The organism is Bacteroides sp. (assembly GCF_028690125.1).
Classification (GTDB): Bacteria; Bacteroidota; Bacteroidia; order Bacteroidales; family Bacteroidaceae; genus Bacteroides.
Genome location: NZ_JAQVBV010000001.1, coordinates 60,275 through 79,875, shown reverse-complemented (window position 1 = coordinate 79,875; position 19,601 = coordinate 60,275). Strand labels below are relative to the sequence as shown.

Genomic DNA, 19,601 nt, shown 5'->3' with positions numbered 1-19,601 from the left:
GTTGATAGATGATAGTTAGCTGCAGCGTTATATGCTGCATAGTAACTGTCATCTATCATCTATCACTATTCAACTTCTTAAAGCTCCATTTATTCATTAAATTTAAAATATGACGATAAGGTTAAACAAAGTTACAAGAGATTTGAATGTGGGAATCGCGACGGTAGTTGAGTTCCTGCAGAAGAAAGGGTTCACCGTTGAGGCTAATCCTAATACAAAAATTAGTGAGGAGCAGTACGCTATACTCGTAAAAGAGTTTAGTACAGATAAGAACCTTAGAATTGAATCGGAGCGTTTCATTCAGGAACGTCAGAATAAGGATCGTAATAAGGCATCGGTATCTATTGATGGCTTCGAGAAGCAGCCGGAGAAACCGAAGTCGGAAGATGTGATCAAGACAGTCGTACCTGAGGATGCACGTCCGAAGTTTAAACCTGTCGGAAAAATAGATTTGAATAATTTAAGCGGTCGGAAGGTAGAAAAAGAACCGGAAAAGAAAGCGGAACCGGAAAAGAAAGCGGAACCGAAGAAAGTGGAACCGAAGAAAGTAGTGGTAGAACAACCTGTAGTTCAGCCTGAAGTGAAAAAGGAAGAACCCAAGGTGGAAGTTACACCTGCTCCCGCTCCTGTTACGCCTGCTCCCGCTCCTGTTACGCCTGCTCCTGCTCCCGTTAAACCGGTGGTAGCACCGGAACCTGTAGTAGCACCAAAACCGGTAGAAGTTGAAGAAAAGAAAGCAGTGGAAGAAGTGAAAAAAGAAGAGCCGAAGGTTGAAGTTACACCTGTGAAGGCAGAAGAGCGTAAAGAAGAAAAGACAGTGGATGTAACTCCGGTAAAAGAAGAGCAGATTGAAGAAAATGCTCCGAAAGAAGACGAAGTCTATAAGATTCGGCAACCGGAACTGGGTGCTAAGATCAACGTAATCGGTCAGATAGACTTGGCTGCTTTGAATCAATCGACTCGTCCTAAGAAGAAATCGAAGGAAGAGAAACGTCGTGAACGTGAAGAAAAAGAGAAGATCCGCCAGGACCAGAAGAAGTTGATGAAAGAAGCTATCATCAAGGAAATCCGTAAAGATGATAGTAAGGTACAGCCTAAAGTGGGTCCGAAAGATAATGCTGAGAACTCCGCGAATAACAAGAAGAAACGGAATCGTATTAATAAGGAGAAAGTAGACGTCAATAACTTAGCTACTTCCAACTTTGCAAGTCCGAAGCTGAATACTCCGGGTAGCAAAGGAGGCAACGGAAATGCTCAAGGCAATAACAATAAGAAGAACAATAATAATAAAGAACGCTTCAAAAAGCCGGTTATCAAGCAAGAGGTTAGTGAAGAGGATGTAGCAAAGCAGGTAAAAGAAACGCTGGCTCGTCTGACAACCAAAGGCAAGAACAAGACGTCCAAATACCGTAAGGAAAAACGTGAAATAGCTTCCAACCGTATGCAAGAGTTGGAAGATCAAGAAATGGCAGAAAGCAAGGTATTGAAACTGACTGAGTTCGTTACGGCTAATGAGTTGGCAACGATGATGGATGTTTCTGTGAACCAGATTATTGCTACTTGTATGAGTATTGGTATGATGGTATCTATTAACCAGCGTCTGGATGCTGAAACTATTAACCTTGTGGCAGAAGAATTCGGGTTCAAGACCGAATACGTAAGTGCAGAAGTTGCACAGGCTATTGTAGAAGAAGAAGATGCTCTGGAAGATTTATTACCGCGTGCACCGATTGTAACGGTAATGGGACACGTAGACCACGGTAAGACTTCATTGCTTGACTATATTCGTAAAGCGAATGTAATTGCCGGTGAAGCCGGAGGTATTACACAGCATATCGGTGCTTATAATGTGAAGTTGGAAGACGGACGTCGTATTACATTCCTGGATACTCCGGGTCACGAAGCATTTACGGCAATGCGTGCTCGTGGTGCAAAAGTAACGGATATTGCGATCATCATTGTAGCTGCCGATGATAATGTGATGCCACAAACTAAGGAGGCTATCAATCATGCAATGGCTGCAGGTGTACCTATTGTATTTGCAATCAATAAGGTTGATAAACCTGCTGCAAATCCGGATAAGATTAAAGAAGAACTGGCTGCTATGAACTTCCTTGTGGAAGAGTGGGGAGGAAAATACCAGTCACAAGATATTTCGGCCAAGAAAGGTACTGGAGTGGAGAACTTGATGGAGAAGGTATTGCTGGAAGCAGAAATGCTTGATCTGAAGGCAAATCCTAACCGTAATGCAACAGGTTCTATTGTTGAGTCTTCATTGGATAAGGGTCGTGGTTATGTAGCTACAGTATTGGTATCTAACGGTACTTTGAAAGTCGGTGATATTGTATTGGCAGGAACCAGCTATGGTCGTGTGAAGGCAATGTTCAATGAGCGTAATCAACGCATCAAGGAAGCAAAACCTTCTGAACCGGCATTGGTTCTGGGATTGAATGGTGCCCCGGCAGCAGGTGATACCTTCCATGTGGTGGCAAGTGACCAAGAGGCTCGTGAGATTACCAACAAGCGTGAACAGTTGGCGCGTGAACAAGGCTTGCGTACACAGAAGATTCTTACACTGGATGAGTTGGGTCGTCGTATTGCTTTGGGTAACTTCCAGGAATTGAATATTATCGTTAAGGGTGATGTGGATGGTTCAGTAGAAGCATTGAGCGACTCATTGATCAAATTGTCTACTGAACAGATTCAAGTAAATGTGATCCATAAGGGCGTGGGAGCAATCTCCGAATCGGATGTGTCGTTGGCTGCTGCTTCGGATGCAATTATGGTCGGATTCCAGGTACGTCCTTCAACTGCGGCTGCTAAGTTGGCAGAGCAGGAAGGTGTTGATATCCGTAAGTATTCTGTCATCTACGATGCAATCGAAGAAGTGAAGGCTGCTATGGAAGGTATGTTGGCTCCGGAAGTGAAGGAACAAATCACTGCTACGATCGAAATCCGCGAGGTGTTCAATATCACCAAGGTGGGATTGGTTGCCGGCGCAGTTGTAAAGACCGGAAAGGTGAAGAGAAGCGACAAGGCTCGCTTGATTCGCGATGGTATCGTAATCTTTACCGGAAATATCAATGCACTGAAACGTTTCAAAGACGATGTGAAGGACGTTGGTACAAACTTCGAGTGCGGTATCAGCCTGGTGAACTGCAATGATATGAAAGTGGGCGATATGATTGAAACATTTGAAGAAATAGAAGTGAAACAGACTTTATAATAATAAGTGCTGAATCCATATTTAGGCACGGATTACGCGGATCTCACGGTTCTTTTACAAATCCGTGTAATCTGTGAAATCCGTGCCTAAGTGATTTTAATAAGGTAGGAATGTGACAACAATTGATATTATTATCCTGATTATAATAGGTGCCGGTGTGGTGGTCGGCTTTATGAAAGGTTTTATCCGGCAGTTGGCTTCTATTCTGGGATTGATAGCCGGTTTGCTGGCTGCAAAAGCTTTGTATGCAACATTGGCGGAGAAGCTTTGTCCTGCACTGACAGAGTCCATGACTGTAGCACAGGTATTGGCTTTTGTAATGATTTGGATTGCTGTCCCATTGATTTTTACACTGGTGGCATCTTTGCTGACCAAAGCAATGGAAGCCATCTCGTTAGGTTGGTTGAACCGTTGGTTAGGAAGTGGCTTGGGAGCAGTAAAATTCCTCCTCATAACAAGTCTTGTGATCTGTGTGATAGAGTTTATTGATAGCGATAATAAGTTAATTAGTGCAACAAAAAAGAGAGAATCGTTGTTATATTATCCTATGGAAACGTTTGCAGGAATATTTTTTCCTGCTGCTAAGAATATGACGCAACAATATATATTAGAGAATAAAGATGCAACAAGAACCCAATAAGAAGAATCCCAACGAAAAGGACGAGCTCGAAAAGAATAAGACTGATAATGAGTTTGTCCGTAAGTTTGCGGAAGAAAAGTACAAATATGGTTTTACCACGGAGGTACATACCGAAATTATTGAGCGTGGACTCAATGAGGACGTTATTCGTCTCATTTCATCGAAGAAGAACGAACCGGAGTGGTTGTTGGAATACCGGCTGAAAGCCTATCAGCATTGGCTGACACTGGAGATGCCTACATGGGCACATCTCCGTATTCCTGAAATTGATTATCAGGCTATTTCGTATTATGCTGATCCGACAAAGAAAAAAGAAGGACCGAAAAGTATGGATGAGGTAGATCCTGAACTGATAAAGACATTCAATAAACTGGGCATTCCTTTGGAAGAGCAGATGGCGTTGAGTGGAATGGCAGTGGATGCTGTTATGGATTCTGTTTCCGTAAAGACTACATTCAAGGAGACTTTGATGGAGAAAGGAATTATTTTTTGCTCCTTCAGCGAGGCTGTACGTGAGCATCCGGACTTGGTAAAGAAATACCTTGGCTCGGTAGTTGGTTACCGGGATAATTTCTTTGCTGCACTAAATTCGGCTGTATTCTCCGACGGCTCCTTCGTTTATATTCCGAAAGGAGTTCGATGCCCGATGGAACTTTCCACTTATTTCCGTATCAATGCTGCTAATACCGGACAGTTTGAACGTACATTGATTGTAGCGGATGACGATTCATATGTTTCTTATCTGGAAGGTTGTACGGCTCCGATGCGTGACGAGAACCAATTGCACGCTGCTATTGTAGAGATTGTGGTACACGATCGTGCCGAAGTAAAATACAGTACTGTACAGAACTGGTATCCGGGTGATACGGAAGGCAAAGGCGGTGTCTATAACTTTGTGACGAAGCGTGGCAACTGTAAAGGAGTGGACAGTAAATTATCCTGGACTCAGGTTGAAACCGGTTCGGCAATTACCTGGAAATATCCTTCTTGTATCCTGACAGGTGATAATTCGACAGCAGAGTTTTATTCCGTGGCTGTGACAAACAATTATCAACAAGCGGATACAGGTACGAAAATGATCCATTTGGGTAAGAATACCCGTAGTACAATCGTAAGCAAAGGAATCTCAGCAGGACGGAGTGAAAACTCTTACCGCGGATTAGTCCGTGTGGCAGAGAAAGCGGATAATGCCCGTAATTATAGCCAATGTGACTCCTTATTGCTGGGAGATAAGTGCGGTGCACATACATTCCCCTATATGGACATTCATAATGAGACAGCAGTGGTAGAGCATGAAGCCACGACTAGTAAGATTAGTGAAGACCAGATTTTCTATTGCAATCAGCGTGGTATCCCTACAGAAGATGCGATAGGTCTGATTGTGAACGGATATGCGAAAGAAGTATTGAATAAGCTTCCAATGGAGTTTGCAGTAGAAGCACAGAAGTTGCTCACTATCTCGTTGGAAGGAAGTGTAGGATAAAAATAAAAGTGATTATGTTAGAAATAAAAGATCTGCATGCCAGCATTAATGGCAAAGAGATATTGAAAGGTATCAACCTGACAGTAGGACCGGGCGAGATACATGCAATTATGGGACCGAATGGTTCAGGTAAGAGTACTCTTTCTTCCGTTCTGGTAGGCAATCCTGCTTTTGAAGTGACGAAAGGTTCTATTACTTTTGATGGCAAGAATTTGCTGGAGTTAAGTCCTGAAGACCGTAGTCACGAAGGTATTTTTCTTAGTTTCCAATATCCGGTAGAGATTCCGGGAGTAAGTATGGTGAACTTTATGCGTGCGGCTGTGAATGAACAGCGTAAGTATAAGGGGCTGCCGGCATTGACTGCCAGCGAGTTTCTGAAGCTGATGCGCGAAAAGCGTGCTGTGGTAGAACTGGACAATAAATTGGCTAACCGTTCGGTGAATGAAGGTTTCTCCGGTGGAGAGAAGAAACGGAATGAAATATTCCAAATGGCAATGTTGGAACCACGGTTGAGTATTCTTGATGAAACGGACTCTGGTCTTGATATTGATGCTCTTCGTATTGTGGCAGAGGGAGTCAATAAATTGAAGACTCCTGAAACAAGCACGATTGTTATCACACACTATCAACGTTTGTTGGATTACATTAAGCCTGATATCGTCCATGTGCTTTATAAAGGTCGTATCGTAAAAACTGCCGGACCGGAGCTTGCGCTGGAACTGGAGGAAAAGGGGTATGATTGGATTAAGAAAGAATTAGGAGAATAATTTTTAGACGCGGATGACACGGATGACGCGGATCTTTTTATTAAATAAAATATAATGGGTTTAACGCAGGTTGATAAGACGAATGTAATTATAAAGGCTTTTTATGATGTGTATAATGAATTAGGATATGGGTTTCTTGAGAATGTATATCAGAATGCACTTTATAAAGAATTGATGTTACGAGAGATACCTTGTGTGGCTCATCCTAAAATAAATGTCTATTATAAAAAAGAGGTTGTAGGCTATTATGAAGCTGACATTATTGCATTTGATTCTGTGATTTTGGAATTAAAAGCAGTCAGTCAATTGACGGAAGCACATGAAATACAACTTGTTAATTATCTGAAGGCTACAACTCTTGAAGTAGGACTATTATTGAATTTTGGTCCTAAGCCTGAGTTTCAAAGAAAAGTATTTTCTCACTATTATAGAGAACATATAAAAGAAGAATATGAAAAATCCGCGTTATCCGCATTATCTGCGTCTAAAAAGTAAAAACAATAAGTTATGACTGTAGAACAACAATACATAGATCTATTCTCTCAGACGGAAGCGATGATCTGCAAACATAGTGCTGAAGTGCTGAATGTACCTCGTACTGATGCTTTTGCTGATTTTGAGCGTCTGGGGTTTCCGAACCGTAAGGTGGAGAAATATAAATATACCGATGTCAGCAAGTATTTTGAACCGGACTTTGGCTTGAACTTGAATCGGTTGGCTATTCCGGTGAACCCGTATGAAGTATTCAAGTGCGATGTGCCGAATATGAGTACTGCCTTATATTTCGTGGTGAATGATGCGTTTTATAATCAAGCCCTTCCTAAAGGAAATTTACCTGAAGGTGTGATATTCGGTAGCTTAAAAGAAGTGGCGGAACAGCAGCCTGAACTCGTGAAGAAGTACTATGGAAAATTGGCGGATACTTCCAAAGATGGTGTGACTGCTTTCAATACAACTTTTGCACAAGATGGTGTTATTTTCTACGTACCGAAGAATGTGGTAGTTGAGAAACCTATCCAACTCGTAAATATCCTTCGTGGGGATGTGAACTTCATGGTCAATCGCCGGGTACTCGTTATTCTGGAAGAAGGGGCACAAGCCCGTTTATTGATCTGTGATCATGCGATGGATAGTGTAAAATTCCTGGCAACTCAGGTCATCGAGGTATTTGCCGGAGAGAACTCAGTGTTTGATATGTACGAACTGGAAGAGACTCATACAAGTACAGTGCGTATCAGCAATCTATACGTGAAACAAGATGCAAATAGTAATGTCTTGTTGAATGGAATGACCCTTCATAACGGTACGACCCGTAATACAACCGAAGTTGTATTGGCTGGTGAAGGAGCCGAAGTCAATCTTTGCGGTATGGCAATTGCTGATAAGAATCAACATATAGACAACAATACGTCAATTGACCATGCAGTGCCCAATTGCACCAGCAATGAATTATTCAAGTATGTACTTGATGATCAGTCCGTCGGTGCTTTTGCCGGATTGATACTGGTTCGTCCGGATGCTCAGCATACAAATTCACAGCAGACAAACCGTAACTTATGTGCTACGCGTGATGCGCGTATGTACACCCAACCGCAACTTGAAATCTATGCAGATGATGTGAAATGCTCGCATGGGGCAACGGTAGGACAGTTGGATGAAAATGCCCTATTCTATATGCGTACTCGTGGAATTGCAGAAAAAGAAGCCCGTTTGTTGCTGATGTTTGCATTTGTCAATGAAGTTATCGATACAATTCGGTTGGATGCGCTTAAAGATCGTTTGCACTTATTGGTAGAGAAACGATTCAGGGGCGAATTGAACAAGTGCCAAGGTTGTGCCATCTGTAAATAAGGATTGCACGTAACACTAATCTTTAATAATAAAAACTCATGGATATTCAAAAGATACGCGAAGACTTTCCGATATTGAGCCGTACCGTTTATGGTAAACCGTTGGTTTACTTAGATAATGCTGCGACCACTCAGAAACCTCGCTTGGTGATTGACTCGTTGGTGGATGAATATTATTCGGTTAATGCCAATGTACATCGCGGTGTGCACTATCTATCTCAACAGGCAACGGAATTGCATGAGGCTTCCCGTGAAACCGTACGCCAGTTTATCAATGCCCGCAGTACGAATGAGGTCATCTTTACACGGGGAACGACGGAAAGCATTAATTTGCTAGTCTCCAGTTTTGGCGATGAGTTTATGCAGGAAGGTGACGAGGTCATTATTTCGGTAATGGAACATCATAGCAATATTGTTCCCTGGCAATTGTTGGCGGCCCGTAAAGGAATTGCCATCAAAGTCATTCCGATGAATGATAGAGGTGAATTACTGCTGGATGAATATGAAAAGTTGTTCTCTGACCGCACTAAGATTGTCAGTGTGATGCAAGTATCAAATGTATTAGGCACTGTAAATCCCGTGAAGGAGATGATTAAAATCGCTCATGAACATGGAGTGCCTTTTCTGGTAGATGCAGCTCAGTCTATCCCTCACATGAAGGTAGATGTGCAGGAACTGGATGCTGATTTCCTTGTATTCTCCGGTCATAAAATATATGGACCGACAGGGGTGGGAGTACTTTATGGAAAAGAAGAGTGGCTGGACCGTTTGCCTCCTTATCAGGGAGGAGGGGAGATGATTCAATATGTCTCCTTTGAAAAAACAACCTTCAATGAATTGCCTTTCAAGTTCGAAGCCGGTACACCGGATTATATCGGTACTACCGGATTGGCAAAAGCAATTGATTATGTGAATGGTATTGGTTTGGATCAGATAGCAGCTTATGAACATGACCTCACAGCATATGCCTTAAAGCAATTGAAAGAGATTCCCGATATGCGTATTTTCGGTGAGGCGGTTGAAAGGGGAGCTGTTATTTCATTCCTTGTGGGTGATATTCATCATTTCGATCTGGGAACTTTGCTGGACCGTTTGGGAATTGCCGTTCGTACGGGACATCACTGCGCACAACCGTTGATGCAACGTCTTGGCATTGAAGGTACTGTTCGTGCTTCTTTTGCTTTTTACAATACGAAAAAAGAAATAGATACATTGGTGGCAGGGATTGACCGGGTCCGTCAAATGTTCTAAAGATAACTGAGAGTTAGACGCGGATGATGCAAATAAACGCGGATTCTTAAGCTGTCAAATGTTCTAAAAGCCATTGAGAGGCTGTCCGAAAAGTGATTGTATACTACCATTTTGCTCTGTCATCTTGAGCTTGTCGAAGAAGCTCCTTTGGAATATATCAAAGAAGAGATTCTTTATTTGGTTTAAAATGACAGATTGGTAGGGCTTACAGACTTTTCGGGCAGCTCTTTTTTATTCTTTAACTAAAAAAGATTCTTTTGGATGCAGCAATTTGAAGTTTCCTTCGTCTAATAGAAGTACAATTATTCTTAGGCATATTAAGTTGGTCGTGAGATCACGCTTATTATAAAACTCTCTCTCAACTTTATTGCAGCTATATCGCAAAAAAAAATGCGGTATGGCTGCAACCTTTTTAAGTAGTGGTACGTCTAATAATAAAGCAACAGTTGATAGTTGAAATAATAATTTTAAAAAAAGAGTAAGTATGTTAGTAACAACAACTCCCATTATCGAGGGAAAAAGAATAGTTCAGTATTATGGCATTGTATCCGGAGAAACGATTATCGGTGCTAATGTATTCCGCGACTTGCTTGCAAGCATTCGTGATATTGTAGGCGGACGTTCCGGTGCATATGAAGAAGTATTACGTGAAGCAAAAGAAACAGCCTTGCGGGAGATGCAGGCACAAGCGGCACAATTAGGAGCTAATGCTGTAATTGGTGTCGATTTGGATTATGAAACAATAGGTGGTAGTGGCAGTATGCTAATGGTAACTGCAAACGGCACAGCCGTAAGGATTGAAGATTAATTATTTTATTGTATGACTGCGATGAAGGGTTGTGCCGGCGAGGTACAATCCTTTATTTTTTGCAGAAAAACGATTAGACTTTTAAAGTAAATGTTGCAAAAGTAAAGATGACCATCTAGGTAGAATCTTTACTTTTGCAACATTTCTCTTTTAACAGGAGAGTTTTTATTACTTACTCTGCCGTCAATTCAATTACGCGGCTATTAGTCTGTTGAGTAGTAAAGGCATTAATACCTACTTTCATCAGATAATCTCCGGAGTAAGTCTTTTCATTGACGTCCAGATTAGATTTCCTGTTTGGCATTAAATTAATCTCTTTCACTTTGTACATCTTCCGGGCATCGAGTCCTTGGAGTTTTACAGGCAATAGTTTCTCGCCAAAACGTGGATGAATGTCGAATGAATATAGTACAGCCTTTGAAGCATCGGGAGTGACATACATTAAAGACATATGATTTCCGTCGTATGGAGAAACAAGTCTGTATTGATCGCCATCCAGAATCACAGATTTCAGGCGCTTCCAGTTGGCTACTGCGCCTTGGCAGTAAGTTAGTTCGTCGGCATTCAACTCTTTCAGGCCGAGGTCGAAACCAAGTTTACACATACTGGCTACATCGGTACGGAATTTTACACTTGTGTTTTTATTCCAGCTAGTCACGTGTGCACACATCGCTTTGGAAGGGAAGATTTGTGAGAAACCCCATTGGATGAAGAGACGTTCTACCGGGTCGGTGTTATCACTACACCAGAATTCGGTGAAGTATTTCAGTGCCTCATAGTCGCAGCGTGCCCCACCACCAGAGCAGAGCATCATCGGTACATTAGGATACTTCTCTTTGATACGTTGCAGCACATTGTAAATACCGCGTACGTGATTGATATAAAGCTGTCCTTGTTTGTCTTTCAGGTATGGAGAGTAAATATTGGTAATAGGGGAGTTGCAGTCCCATTTGAAAAAGGCAACTTCAGGGTTTTCTGTTAGAATCTTGTCTACTACTCCGAATACAAAGTCTTGTACCTTTGGGTTGCTAAGGTCAAGCACCAATTGATTCCGATAATAATATGTTTCACGATTTGGCAGATGTATTGCCCAGTCGGGGTGTGCTTCGAATAGATCACTTTTGGGATTCACCATTTCCGGTTCAATCCAGATTCCGAATTTCACTCCGGCTTCTTGGGCCGATTTTACAAGGGCAGGAATACCACCGGGAAGTTTGGATTTCATGACTTCCCAATCTCCAAGTCCCGCATGGTCGTCATTACGCGGATGTTTGTTACCGAACCATCCGTCATCAAGTAAGAACATATCTACACCGAGGTGCTTGGCTTCTTTCATCAGCTCGGCAAGCAATTCCTCGTTGAAATTGAAGTAAGTGTTTTCCCAGTTGTTCAGTAAGCTGAGGCGGTCTCCGTTCCCATCTTTCAATTGATAGTTGCGTGCCCATGCATGGAGATTTCGGCTGGCTTCACCCGTACCGTTATTACTGAAAGTGAATATGAATTCCGGGGTGGTGAATATTTCGTTGGCTTTCAATTCATAAGTAGAGGCGTATGGATTGATAGCGGGGATAACACGTAAATTACCTACATTATCTACTTCAAAAGTGAATTGGAAGTTTCCGGTCCATCCAAGCGTTCCCAGCATTACACGTCCTTGAGCTTCTTGAACCGGCTGGTCCAGACCAAGTTCGAAGAAAGGATGGGTGTGCATGGCAGCACGACTACCTAATTTGGTGTCGATCACCTTTTTGCCGAACAACAGAGGCTGTGTACTCATTCTTGCTTCTTTGGCCCAATCACTGGAGAATTCGGTCAGGTAATAATTAGTATTGGAGAAATAAAGCATGGTAGAAGCATAACGCCATAAATTGACCGGCTTCTTTTCGTTATGCTTGATTTCACTCCAAGTCTTGATCACATTCTCTTTTGGATAAGCGATATAATGTAATGTCACTTCTACCGGATATTGATCATCTTTTAAATTAATGATAGTTTCTGTTCCGCCATTAACCTCTTTCTGTTCGGAAGAGATATAACGGAATATCGTGCTTGGATTTCCGTCGTGGTGCGTAATTGCTAAAGCCGGTTCGAAATAATCTTCTGCACCGGAACCCGGATATACTTCCCAACCGCGGGTAGAGACGCTACCATCTGTACCGCCTCTTACGGCATATGAAAAGTTATTGAGATCTTGTTCGTTCAATAACTTATCACCTAGATAGGATTGATAAAGACGTCCGTTAGGTGCAACTTGCAAAACTAAGTCTGTGTTGTCCGTAGAAATACGGAAGATTTTCTTTTCTTGAGCATTTATCTGCGCTAACATAGATAATGCCATTAATAATACAAATAATTTCTTCATCTGTTTTTAATAATAAATGGGGCTAGTTTACAAACTATATAAGCTCATCGCAAAGATAATGAATATATTGTTTATGTATGAATAACTTGAAGATTTAATGTTTAACAAATTATGGGGCTACCACCAAACTTGTTTCTCGCTTTCATATGTGAATATATGTTCCTCTTCTCTTTTTGTCAATTCTCTCAACCAATATAAGGCTCCGGCAGGAACATTTATATCGGAATATCTGTTAATAGAACTGTCTGCTAATGAATAATGCCCGGCATATTACGGATTAAAAACTTGGCGGCTTCCAGTTTTAGAGAATCGTTTTGATAATATTCTAACACCTTTTCCAGTTCCGGCCAATTACTTTTGGCAAGTCCCAAAGCCTTTTCTATTCAAGCATTGTGATTGTGGTATCCACATAAAAAGATAGTGACAGCGATCATATAAAGACTGATTTTTATTTCATTGTTTATTGACATAATTAGTATACTTATAAAGTTTTGCCTTTTATAGTTTTTGTACCTACAATATTAAGAACTATTTTAGTCCAATACAAGCGTTTGCAAATAGTAGTTTTCTTTGTTTCCTTATCTTTTAATATGAGGGTTAAATTGCATCGAAAGAGTCTTAATAGGGATATAATGCTGCCCCAACTCATAAACGGGGGCAGGTTGTGGAAAATCTTTTAGAAGACAAAAAGTGTGAGTATAAACATTCACTTCGTTTCATAGTGTTGATAACTATGTGGGTTTAGTATGTACTTTATTCTTATGACTGGCAGAAGATATATCAGATGGTTATTTGTAACTAAAGAATGCAGAAATATTGTTATCGGATTTCTCACTGATTATCCTTGTTATATTAGTTTTAATTAATTTGTTTATTTCATCAGAAATCTATATTTTTAGGGCTTGTAAACCCTTTAAAAAATTAATTCTATGGATAGCATTCTATTTTGGCTGGTTCCGGCCGCTTCTGTGTTAGCCCTCTGTTTTGCTTATTACTTCCATAAGCAGATGATGAAAGAGAGTGAAGGTACTCCTCAAATGATAAGGATAGCCGCTGCTGTGCGTAAAGGCGCGATGTCTTATCTGAAGCAACAGTATAAGATTGTGGGCTGTGTCTTTTTGGGATTGGTTGTTTTGTTCTCTATTATGGCATATGGGTTTGATGTTCAGAATGGCTGGGTTCCTATAGCTTTCCTGACAGGTGGTTTCTTTTCGGGTCTTTCCGGTTTTCTGGGAATGAAAACTGCAACATATGCTTCGGCACGTACTGCTAATGCTGCACGCAACTCGCTGAATGCAGGATTGAGAATTGCTTTTCGGAGCGGTGCGGTAATGGGATTGGTAGTTGTAGGGCTTGGATTACTCGATATTTCTTTCTGGTATCTGTTATTGAATGAGGTCATTCCCGCCGATGCTTTGACTCCGACTCATAAACTTTGTGTAATTACTACCACTATGCTAACTTTCGGAATGGGAGCTTCTACACAGGCGCTCTTTGCCCGCGTAGGTGGGGGGATCTATACGAAGGCTGCCGATGTAGGTGCCGATCTGGTTGGCAAAGTAGAAGCAGGTATTCCCGAAGATGATCCGCGTAATCCTGCAACTATTGCCGATAATGTAGGTGATAATGTAGGTGATGTTGCAGGTATGGGTGCTGACTTGTATGAGTCTTATTGCGGTTCTATTCTGGCAACGGCTGCATTGGGTGCTGCGGCTTTTATTCATTCTGATGATACAGTCATGCAGTTTAAAGCAGTTATTGCTCCGATGTTAATAGCAGCTGTCGGTATTATTCTGTCAATTATTGGTATTTTCTCTGTCCGTACGAAAGAGAATGCAACGATGAAAGACTTGCTTGGCTCTCTGGCGTGGGGAACGAATCTTAGTTCCGCACTCATTGTGATTGCCACTTTCTTAATCCTCTGGCTTTTGCAGTTGGATAACTGGATGTGGATTTCGGGTGCAGTAGTAGTTGGCTTGGTAGTTGGAATTATTATAGGCCGTTCTACGGAATATTATACCTCTCAATCTTATCGTCCTACTCAACGGTTGAGTGAGAGTGGCAAGACAGGACCTGCTACCGTAATTATTTCCGGCATTGGTTTGGGTATGATTTCTACGGCTATTCCTGTTGTTGCTGTGGTTATTGGTATTATTGCTTCCTATCTGTTGGCTGCCAATGGAGATTTTGCAAATGTTGGAATGGGGTTGTATGGAATCGGTATTGCTGCGGTGGGTATGCTTTCTACACTAGGTATCACATTGGCAACAGATGCTTACGGACCGATTGCCGATAATGCAGGAGGTAATGCTGAGATGTCTGGCTTGGGTGCTGAAGTCCGTAAACGTACGGATGCGCTTGATTCTTTGGGAAATACAACAGCTGCAACCGGAAAAGGATTTGCTATCGGTTCAGCCGCTCTTACAGGTTTGGCACTCTTAGCATCTTATATTGAAGAAATTCGTATCGGTCTGACCCGACTTGGGAGTACTAATCTGATCTTTTCGAATGGAGATTCTGTTAGTATTTCAGATGCAACTTTTATAGATTTCATGAATTATTATGAAGTGAATCTGATGAATCCAAAAGTTCTTTCGGGTATGTTTATCGGTTCAATGATGGCTTTCTTATTCTGCGGATTGACAATGAATGCAGTAGGTAGGGCGGCTGGACATATGGTGGATGAAGTTCGACGCCAGTTCCGTGAAATAAAAGGAATTCTTACCGGAGAAGCAGAACCTGACTATGAACGTTGTGTGGCTATTTCAACCAAAGGTGCACAGCGTGAAATGGTAGTACCTTCGCTGATTGCTATTGTTGCTCCAGTCCTGACAGGGTTCATTTTTGGTGTACCGGGTGTTCTTGGGCTGTTGATCGGTGGTTTAAGTAGCGGATTTGTACTCGCAATCTTTATGGCGAATGCCGGTGGTGCATGGGATAATGCGAAGAAATATGTTGAAGAAGGAAACTTAGGAGGAAAAGGTGGTGAAGTGCATAAAGCAACAGTGGTTGGCGATACTGTAGGCGACCCGTTTAAAGATACTTCCGGTCCGAGTTTGAATATCTTGATCAAGCTTATGAGTATGGTAGCCATTGTGATGGCTGGGCTGACTGTAACATGGAGCTTGTTCTGATAGCTCTAATGTGTTTTAATTCTATAAAAACAATTCAGTGAGTATAGGATGAAGGAATTGCTTCTTTTATGTGCAGGACGATCTGATAGCTAATATAGAGAAAATATGAGTTATCATGAGATGTCAGTATTTGAATTAATATAAAATGCTGTTACTTTAAGGAGAAAACTTCTTCTTTACTAATGGAAAACCTCTTTTTATTAGGAGAAAACTATATCCGCAAGCTGTGATTATATAATCATAGCTTGCGGATATGTAATCAAAGCTTCTGACTATATATTCAGAGCTTGCGATTATAGTTTTCTTTTAATCAAAAACAAGTTCTCTATTAAAGAAAATGTAGTTTGCAACCGGGAAAGAACTTTTTCTCTATTAAATTATTATTCTCATAGACAACGCTATTTGTACTTTTTTTAATACCTTTGGTACGAATAAATTATATCTGAATGCTATTACCTTACTTAAATAAAGACTTGACAGAGGTCGGCTGTGATGAAGCTGGCAGAGGTTGTCTGGCAGGGGCTGTTTATGCTGCTGCCGTAATTCTTCCCAAGGATTTTAAGAACGAATTATTGAATGACTCGAAGCAACTTAGCGAGAAACAACGATATGCTCTTCGCGAAGTGATTGAGAAAGATGCAATTGCTTGGGCAGTTGGAATTGTCTCTCCCGAAGAAATTGATGAAATAAACATTTTGCGTGCTTCTTTCTTAGCCATGCATCGTGCTGTGGACCAACTGTCCATACGTCCTCAACATTTGTTGATTGATGGTAACCGCTTCAATAAATATCCCGATATTCCCCACACGACTGTTATAAAAGGTGATGGAAAATATCTCTCGATAGCTGCTGCTTCCATTCTGGCAAAAACATATCGGGATGATTATATGAATCGTCTTCATGAAGAGTACCCTTATTATGACTGGGACCATAATAAAGGATACCCAACAAAGAAGCATCGTGCTGCTATTGCCGAACGGGGAACAACTCCTTATCATCGGATGACTTTCAATCTTCTTGGTGACGGTCAATTAAGTTTAAGTTTTTAGCAGGAATGTGTAGATAATATTTCTACATATTTTTGCATATATGGTCTGATATTACCTCTTGTAGGCTTCTTTTTGTTCTTTATGTATTAAAAATATGTTTCCTAGTGCTTTTAATTGTTATTTAAATACGTTATATTTGCACCCATCAACAAGAATTAAAAAGAATGAAAATCATGACAACAAACAAACTACTTTCCTCAATGATGAGGACAATGGGGGTATTTTTTCTAATGGTGATTTGCACTTTGCCTACAAATGCACAGTTTTTACGTACTTCTTATTTTATGGAAGGTACACACTATCGCTAACAACTAAATCCGGCTTTGGCTCCAACCCGGGGTTATTTCAATCTTCCGGTTATCGGTTCTTTCAATGCTTCTGTAAATTCTTCTTCATTAGGTTATCAGGATATTATTGATATCATTGATAATAGTGGTAACTTTTATTCAAATCCTGATTTTCTGGGACGTCTGAAAGATAAGAATAAGTTGAATGTGAACATTAATACAGACATTCTTTCTGCAGGATGGTATAGTGGCAAGAACTTCTGGTCATTCAATGTCGGAATTCGTGCAGATATAGGTGCGAACTTGAGAAAATCAATGTTTACCTTCTTGAACGAAATGGATGTTATTGAGGATAACTGGAGAAATAGTGCTTATGATATTAGCAATCAGCAAGTAAATGTTCAGTCTTATACTGAAGTAGGGTTGGGACTGTCTCGCCAGATTAACAGCCGTTTGACTGTTGGTGCCAGAGTGAAAGTTTTGTTAGGTATTGGTAATATGGAACTGAAACTGAACCGGGTGTCAATGAGTGCCAATTTGCCAAGTGAAATGGAAATTAGCAATTGGTCAAGTGAGGACTATTGGAATAACATGAACCCTTCTGAAGCAATGGCTGAAGCTCAGAAATTAAAAGATAAGTTTGGTAATTATCATGCTAATCTAGCTATAGGTGCTAGTTTGGAAAGCTCTTTTAAAGGATTGGAACTACCTGAAAAAGATGGTTATATTGATGATATTGATTTTGATAGTGACAAACTGGGTATTGCCGGTTATGGTTTTGGAATTGACCTGGGTGCTTCGTATAAGATCATGGATAATTTTACAGTTTCGGCCTCCATTCTTGATTTGGGTTTTATTTCCTGGTCAAAGGAAAGTACGAAAATAGCCTCTGCTAATCCGGATCCTTTTAATATAGAAGGAAGCACCTATACAGGAATGATTGATCCGAATAATCCGCAAACTGTTATGAATGCTGTAGGTCAGTTAGAGTCTGATGCCGATAATTATATGAATCGTGTAACAAGTGGCGATGTGCTTGACTACGATATGTTGCAACTCAAAGTAGCGGATGCGAAAAAGTCTCGTAAATCTCGTTTAGCATCTACTCTTGTATTGGGAGGTGAATATGGATTCTTTAATAATAAATTGGCTCTGGGTGTATTATCTACTACCCGTTTTGTGCAGCCTGACGCACTTACAGAAGTGACTTTTTCTGCAAACTATCGTCCGAAAAACTGGTTTAATGTAGCATTGAGTTACTCTGCTATTCAATCGGCCGGTAAGTCTTTCGGTCTTGGCTTGAAACTAGGTGCTTTATTCCTTGGAACTGACTATATGTTCTTGGGAAAGAATTCTAATTCAGTGAATGCATATATTGGAGTTTCTATTCCGTTGGGTGGAAAGAAGCCTAATAAGGAAGGATAAATAGATTTTCTCTCTTAACATTCTCTTTTTATATTCTCTATAGAAGAAAAAACGTATAAAAATTGCAGCCTGTCATCATATCTCCCTTAGAAGAGATGTAAAAGACAGGCTGCTTTATTTTAAGTAATTTGCTATTCGTAATTTAATCTTGATAACTCATTTGAGAGAGTTGGTCTTATTTTAAAACCATTTTATTTTTCGGAAGATTATAAATGCTAATGCTGTAAGTACGACAGAGCAAAAAATAATAAGCGCAAATGCGTGTGGAGTATTTTCCAGATGAATGTCTACATTCATGCCATAAAAGCTTGCGATTAAAGTTGGAATCATTAACCCGATAGAGATGCTCGTCATACGTTTCATGATGGCATTTACATTGTTGGAGATAATAGAGGCAAATGCATCCATTGTTCCGGTAAGAATGTCGCTGTAAATGTTCACTGTATTGAGAGCCTGTTTCAATTCAATAATAACGTCTTCCACTAAGTCTTTATCCAGATAATTGGTATCTTGGAAAATGGTTTGTAGCTTTCCGATCATTACCTCATTGCCGCGGATAGAGGTATTGAAGTAAACCAATGTTTTTTGCAATTTCATTAGTCGGAGAAGGTCTTCATTACGGATACTCCTTTCCAAAGCTTTTTCCGCAGCACTGATATCCAGGTTGATCTGTTTCAGATACTTCAAAAACCATACAGCAGAGGAATAGATAAGCCGGAGGCTTAAATCGAGTTTGTTCCGTACTTCAATGCCTTTTCTACGAGTGTGTCCAATAAAATCCGGCAGTAAGTCGGTGTCGTAATAACAGACGGTCACAATAATTTCGTCATTGGTAATAATGCCAATGGGCACAGTAGTGAAGGGAAGATTTCCATTCTGTTTGTTTTGCACCGGAATACGAAGGATGGTCAATAACCAATTGCCTTCTGTTTCGGTACGCGGACGTTCGTCCGTATCAGCGATGTCTGTAAGAAATGATTCGGGAACTTTCAGAGTCTGGGTCAGAAACTCAAAGTCGTCATTGTCCGGGCATACTACATTCACCCAGCTGTTGGGCAGCCATTGTGCTTTTTCCACAAAGCCGGCTTCACAATAAAGATACTTTCTCATCTTATTGCCTCCTTTCGTTTGTTTACACGAGCAGAGGCATTAGCGTTCAATGACTCTGTTCGCTTTAATTAATACTAATTGTGCACGTTCGTGGGTTTGAATCGTCCATATTCTATCATTTTATTTTAAAGCAACGCAAAAGTACGGAAAACATTTAAGAGTTCCGACTTTGCATTGCTTTTTTAGGATTTGTTTTATTTGCCGTTATT

12 protein-coding genes and 2 pseudogenes are annotated in these 19,601 nt (G+C 40.8%); 11 read left to right on the top strand and 3 right to left on the bottom strand.

Annotated features, from left to right (window positions below; all coding sequences use genetic code 11):
• Positions 1-109 precede the first annotated feature (109 nt).
• The 8 genes from infB to PHO71_RS00265 all read left to right on the top strand — a co-directional run bounded on the left by infB (position 110) and on the right by PHO71_RS00265 (position 10,025).
• On the top strand, positions 110-3,226 hold the full coding sequence (gene infB / locus PHO71_RS00300; protein ID WP_300197212.1) for a translation initiation factor IF-2: 3,117 nt from the start codon (positions 110-112) through the stop codon (positions 3,224-3,226).
• 112 nt (positions 3,227-3,338) lie between these two features.
• The gene (locus PHO71_RS00295) at positions 3,339-3,866 is read left to right on the top strand and encodes a CvpA family protein (protein ID WP_300197209.1); all 528 of its coding nucleotides are present in this window, start codon (positions 3,339-3,341) and stop codon (positions 3,864-3,866) included.
• Positions 3,847-5,349, top strand: a complete 1,503-nt coding sequence (gene sufB, locus PHO71_RS00290; protein ID WP_300197206.1) for a Fe-S cluster assembly protein SufB — start codon at positions 3,847-3,849, stop codon at positions 5,347-5,349. The genes PHO71_RS00295 and sufB overlap by 20 nt, the downstream gene beginning before the upstream one ends.
• A gap of 14 nt (positions 5,350-5,363) precedes the next feature.
• Positions 5,364-6,116 (top strand): Fe-S cluster assembly ATPase SufC, encoded by a 753-nt coding sequence (sufC, locus tag PHO71_RS00285; protein WP_300197203.1) that lies wholly within the window; start codon positions 5,364-5,366, stop codon positions 6,114-6,116.
• A gap of 54 nt (positions 6,117-6,170) precedes the next feature.
• Positions 6,171-6,611: a GxxExxY protein gene (locus PHO71_RS00280; RefSeq protein WP_367279868.1), complete on the top strand. Its 441-nt coding sequence runs from the start codon at positions 6,171-6,173 to the stop codon at positions 6,609-6,611.
• Positions 6,612-6,623: 12 nt separating this feature from the next.
• A complete protein-coding gene (gene sufD / locus PHO71_RS00275) occupies positions 6,624-7,967 on the top strand; it encodes a Fe-S cluster assembly protein SufD (RefSeq protein WP_300197201.1) in 1,344 nt (447 codons plus the stop codon).
• A 38-nt stretch (positions 7,968-8,005) separates the two neighbouring features.
• Positions 8,006-9,217, top strand: a complete 1,212-nt coding sequence (locus PHO71_RS00270) for an aminotransferase class V-fold PLP-dependent enzyme (RefSeq protein WP_300197198.1) — start codon at positions 8,006-8,008, stop codon at positions 9,215-9,217.
• Positions 9,218-9,701: 484 nt separating this feature from the next.
• A complete protein-coding gene (locus PHO71_RS00265; protein WP_300197195.1) occupies positions 9,702-10,025 on the top strand; it encodes a heavy metal-binding domain-containing protein in 324 nt (107 codons plus the stop codon).
• Positions 10,026-10,197: 172 nt separating this feature from the next.
• Here PHO71_RS00265 and PHO71_RS00260 read toward each other — a convergent pair whose 3' ends face one another.
• The gene (locus PHO71_RS00260) at positions 10,198-12,387 is read right to left on the bottom strand and encodes an alpha-galactosidase (RefSeq protein WP_300197192.1); all 2,190 of its coding nucleotides are present in this window, start codon (positions 12,385-12,387) and stop codon (positions 10,198-10,200) included.
• Between the two features lie 117 nt (positions 12,388-12,504).
• Positions 12,505-12,761, bottom strand: a pseudogene (locus PHO71_RS26135) (hypothetical protein); the annotation flags it as partial.
• A 555-nt stretch (positions 12,762-13,316) separates the two neighbouring features.
• On the opposite strand from PHO71_RS26135, the gene PHO71_RS00255 reads away from it, so the two are divergent.
• The 3 genes and pseudogenes from PHO71_RS00255 to PHO71_RS00245 all read left to right on the top strand — a co-directional run bounded on the left by PHO71_RS00255 (position 13,317) and on the right by PHO71_RS00245 (position 18,282).
• Complete coding sequence (locus PHO71_RS00255) at positions 13,317-15,521, top strand: sodium-translocating pyrophosphatase (RefSeq protein ID WP_300197190.1); 2,205 nt, start codon at positions 13,317-13,319, stop codon at positions 15,519-15,521.
• Between the two features lie 446 nt (positions 15,522-15,967).
• Complete coding sequence (locus tag PHO71_RS00250) at positions 15,968-16,570, top strand: ribonuclease HII (protein WP_300197187.1); 603 nt, start codon at positions 15,968-15,970, stop codon at positions 16,568-16,570.
• Between the two features lie 173 nt (positions 16,571-16,743).
• A pseudogene (locus tag PHO71_RS00245) lies at positions 16,744-18,282 on the top strand (DUF5723 family protein).
• Positions 18,283-18,462: 180 nt separating this feature from the next.
• Here PHO71_RS00245 and PHO71_RS00240 read toward each other — a convergent pair.
• Positions 18,463-19,392: a magnesium transporter CorA family protein gene (locus PHO71_RS00240; RefSeq protein ID WP_300197184.1), complete on the bottom strand. Its 930-nt coding sequence runs from the start codon at positions 19,390-19,392 to the stop codon at positions 18,463-18,465.
• Between the last annotated feature and the right edge of the window lie 209 nt (positions 19,393-19,601).

Coding starts and splice junctions, on each gene's coding strand:
- infB (WP_300197212.1), top strand. CDS start 110: ATGACGATAAGGTTAAACAAAGTTACAAGAGATTTGAATGTGGGAATC.
- sufB (WP_300197206.1), top strand. CDS start 3,847: ATGCAACAAGAACCCAATAAGAAGAATCCCAACGAAAAGGACGAGCTC.
- sufC (WP_300197203.1), top strand. CDS start 5,364: ATGTTAGAAATAAAAGATCTGCATGCCAGCATTAATGGCAAAGAGATA.
- PHO71_RS00280 (WP_367279868.1), top strand. CDS start 6,171: ATGGGTTTAACGCAGGTTGATAAGACGAATGTAATTATAAAGGCTTTT.
- sufD (WP_300197201.1), top strand. CDS start 6,624: ATGACTGTAGAACAACAATACATAGATCTATTCTCTCAGACGGAAGCG.
- PHO71_RS00270 (WP_300197198.1), top strand. CDS start 8,006: ATGGATATTCAAAAGATACGCGAAGACTTTCCGATATTGAGCCGTACC.
- PHO71_RS00265 (WP_300197195.1), top strand. CDS start 9,702: ATGTTAGTAACAACAACTCCCATTATCGAGGGAAAAAGAATAGTTCAG.
- PHO71_RS00260 (WP_300197192.1), bottom strand. CDS start 12,387: ATGAAGAAATTATTTGTATTATTAATGGCATTATCTATGTTAGCGCAG.
- PHO71_RS00255 (WP_300197190.1), top strand. CDS start 13,317: ATGGATAGCATTCTATTTTGGCTGGTTCCGGCCGCTTCTGTGTTAGCC.
- PHO71_RS00250 (WP_300197187.1), top strand. CDS start 15,968: ATGCTATTACCTTACTTAAATAAAGACTTGACAGAGGTCGGCTGTGAT.
- PHO71_RS00240 (WP_300197184.1), bottom strand. CDS start 19,392: ATGAGAAAGTATCTTTATTGTGAAGCCGGCTTTGTGGAAAAAGCACAA.